3 protein-coding genes are annotated in these 3,673 nt (G+C 32.9%); 2 read left to right on the top strand and 1 reads right to left on the bottom strand.

Going from position 1 to position 3,673, the window contains the following annotated elements:
• Positions 1 to 156 precede the first annotated feature (156 nt).
• Together CD118_RS11690 and CD118_RS11685 are read left to right on the top strand one after the other, a co-directional pair.
• A complete protein-coding gene (locus tag CD118_RS11690) occupies positions 157 to 840 on the top strand; it encodes a helix-turn-helix domain-containing protein (RefSeq protein WP_169925618.1) in 684 nt (227 codons plus the stop codon).
• Positions 837 to 1,655 (top strand): IS3 family transposase, encoded by an 819-nt coding sequence (locus tag CD118_RS11685; protein ID WP_142380884.1) that lies wholly within the window; start codon positions 837 to 839, stop codon positions 1,653 to 1,655. The genes CD118_RS11690 and CD118_RS11685 overlap by 4 nt, the downstream gene beginning before the upstream one ends.
• Before the next feature lie 248 nt (positions 1,656 to 1,903).
• Here CD118_RS11685 and CD118_RS11680 read toward each other — a convergent pair whose 3' ends face one another.
• A complete protein-coding gene (locus CD118_RS11680; RefSeq protein WP_103356752.1) occupies positions 1,904 to 3,508 on the bottom strand; it encodes an L-lactate permease in 1,605 nt (534 codons plus the stop codon).
• Between the last annotated feature and the right edge of the window lie 165 nt (positions 3,509 to 3,673).

Raw genomic sequence — 3,673 nt, 5'->3', positions numbered from 1 at the left:
AATCGTTGGTTTGGTCACTTACAATTATAGAGATATTTGTGCTTTTTTAATATCAAAAATTAAAATAACGGTCAGTGACTATTTCACCAACCGTTAAATGATATGCCCCCATTACACCGGACACATAAAGTGAAAAGTTGAATGGAGGCATTTTTTGTGATTGGTAAAATATCAAATAAAGATTTTAAAAAGGTATTGGATGAATATTTATCAGGTGTGCCTTTAAAACAACTCAAAACAAAGTACGGCTTAGTTATGAGACGACAAGATTTTAAAACCTGGTTAGAAAAATATAAAATTCATGGTAAGAATTGCTTCAATAATAAAAGTAATAAACGTTACCCTTCAAATTTTAAAAAACAGGTTGTAGAAGAATATTTCAATACTAGCGCTTCACTAAGAGAATTAATCATTAAATATAATATATCTTGTACTACCGTTGTAAGACGTTGGGTTGAAAGATATACTTCTGGGGAAGAACTAAAGGACTACTCTCCAAAACCCGAGGTGCATCAAATGAAGAAACAATCTATATCCATTCAAACTAAAATAGAAGTGATTCAATATTATTTATCTGATACAAGTATAACGTATGGTGATGTGGCCCAACATTTTGAAATACCATACTCACAAGTGTATCGGTGGATCCAAGTATTTAAACAAAAGGGATATCAAGGGCTTGACGATAAACGCGGACATAAGGTTTATACAGAACATGGAGATAAAACAGTAACAGAAAAATTAGAGGAAGAAAATTACTGGTTAAAGCTTGAAAATGAAGTTTTAAAAAAGCAAATGTCCGTAAGAAAGGAAGTGTCGAAAGATCAGAAAAAGAAATAGCTTATTTAACTATAGATCTATTGAAAAACAAATATCCTATTAAACACTTATGTCAAGTGCTTAATGTGCCAAGATCCAGTTATTATGATTGGACAAAACATGCATCTAAGCCGAGAAATAAAGAGAATGAAACACTTAAATCTATCATCACCCATATTTATCATGAGCATAAAGAGATTTATGGATATCGTAGAATAACGATTTATATCAATAAATATACGAATCATCATGTTAATCATAAACGTATTAAACGCTTAATGGATGAATTATCATTAAAAGCTGTCATAAGAAGACGCAGAAAAGCTTATATTCCTTGTCCAAGTGAATATCAACGACATAATATTTTAAATCGTGATTTTATTGCTTCGGATCCTTATAAGAAAATATTAACAGACATGACAGAATTTAAAGTAAAAAACGGAAAAATTTATTTAAGTGCAATGTATGATTTATTTAGCAAAAAAATCATAAGTTATAAAATGTCTGAAACGCCTAACAGCATACTAGCATTAGATACATTGAAAGATATTTTACCGTTAATAAGCAACAATGGCACAATATTGCATACAGACAGAGGTGGGCCTTATAAGACATTAGAATACCGGAGTATGTTAAGAGAACATGATGTGATACACAGTATGTCAAGAGTTGGTCGCTGTATTGATAATGGTCCTATGGAAGGGTTTTGGGGTACCATCAAAGCGGAAATGTATTATTTAAAAAAATACGATAGCCGAGAAGAACTTAAAAGAGATATAGTAGCGTACATTGAATTTTTTAACACTAAAAGAATTCGACTGCCCATAAAAATCTAACCTTGCCATCTTTCACCTGTGTTTCATGGGTGAAAGATGGCAAGGAAAGTAAGCAATAGCACATTAATATATTAAAAAATCAATAAATTAATTTTTCTTTTATGTGTCTAAAACGAGGGGTTCAGTTCAAAAAATATACAACCCTTTTATTCAATGAAAAAAACACCACAAAAATCATTTCAAAAGATTTTTGTGGTGTTTTGCTTGAAACTGAAACCCTATGTCCCAGCCCCTTAATTGATTAAAACTTAACTTAATAAAAGAGATAGGATAAATGTCCAGATACACCAGAATATTAATAATCCTACACTATATTTTAAAGTCATTTTTAATAGTTCAGATTCTTTACCTACTTGTTTAACTGCTGCTGTTGCAATGGCGATTGATTGTGGTGAAATCAATTTACCAATCGCACCCCCTGCCGTATTCGCACCAACGAGTAATGCTCCGCTTGTGCCAACTTGTGGTGCTACAGAAGCTTGGATAGGTGCAAACAATGCGTTGTTGTTTGTTACTGATCCTGTCATAAATACGCCAATCCAACCTAAAATTGGTGACAAGACTGGGAAGACTTTACCTGTTTTTGAAATACCTTCACCCATTGCATTTGTTAAACCACCGTATGTTGTAATTTTAGCAATGGCAAGAATGAAACAAATCGTTAAAATAGGTAACCATAATTCTTTAAACGCTTCGCCAAGTAATGCACCTGCACGTTTGAAATTGACTTTTTTCGAAAGCAAGATTGTAATGATACCCGCTAACAATAATGCTGTTCCAGTTTGGTTGATAATGTTGAAAGTCAACATTATTGGATGACCTGAAACGTCATTGTTAGTACCTGGAATGCCAAATTGTAAGTTGAAGAATGACAATGCGCCACCTTCAGCAAATAAACCTTTGAATGATTTAGAACTCCAAACAAGTACTAATGCTGTTAAGATAATAAATGGACTCCAAGCAAAAATGATTTCTTTTGCTGAGTGATGTGGCACTTCTAATTTTTGTTCATCTTTATTCAAACGGAAAATGTTTTTCGGTTGGAATTTTTTAGAGAACAACGCTAAAGATGCCATTGATGCAAGTGGTGGAATAATATCCACTAACTCTGGTCCAAAAAATTGGTTAAATATGATTTGTAACACAACGAACGGAACAACAGTAACAATAATTGCTGGTAATGTTTCTTTGATACCTTTCATACCATCTAAAATAAAGATCAACATAAAAGGAACAATGATACTTAAAATAGGTAAGCTTAGATTTAATGCTTGTGATACTTGTAAAGCAGAAATGTGACCATGTAATGCTAGTGTATCAATAACAGAAACCGGTAAACCGATGGCACCATAAGCACCAGCTGCACCGTTTGCAACTAAACAAAGCATCGCCGCTTGTAATGGCTTAAATCCTAATTGAATTAACAATACCGCACAGATAGCGATAGGTACACCGAATCCTGCAACACCTTCTAAAAATGCGTTAAATGCAAAACCGATGAGTAATAATTGGATACGTTGGTCTTCAGAAACCGTAGTAATACTGTCTTGAACAACTGAAAATTGTCCACTTTCAACAATAACTTTATAAAGCCAAACTGCCATAATAACAATGAAGCCAATCGGTAAGATACCTTGGTAAAAACCTTCTACGATACCACCAGAAGCAACACCCACTGGCAATTTGAATATGAATAATGCGATCACAAGTGTCACAACAAGTGTTGTCACAGCTGCGTAGATTCCTTTCATTTTAAAGACTGTTAAACATAACAGGAATAAAATGATCGGGATACTTGCAATTAATGCAGAAATTGCAAGATTGTGAAATGGATCATAACTCTCTACTAACATCTCTTTTCATCTACCTTCAATATTTATTTTTATATGCAATCGTCATGCCAAAACATGTGATTGTTTTCACATAAAATATAACATTCTAAAGGCCGCAATTCAATATGTATATGAAAATTCTTAAAAATCAAAAACAGATGTTTTGAACTGCATGCTAAAAATTTA

This window comes from Staphylococcus coagulans, from assembly GCF_002901995.1.
GTDB classification, from domain to species: Bacteria; Bacillota; Bacilli; order Staphylococcales; family Staphylococcaceae; genus Staphylococcus; species Staphylococcus coagulans.
Note: the sequence above shows the minus strand (reverse complement) of the source record. Positions and strands in the feature narration are given on the sequence as shown.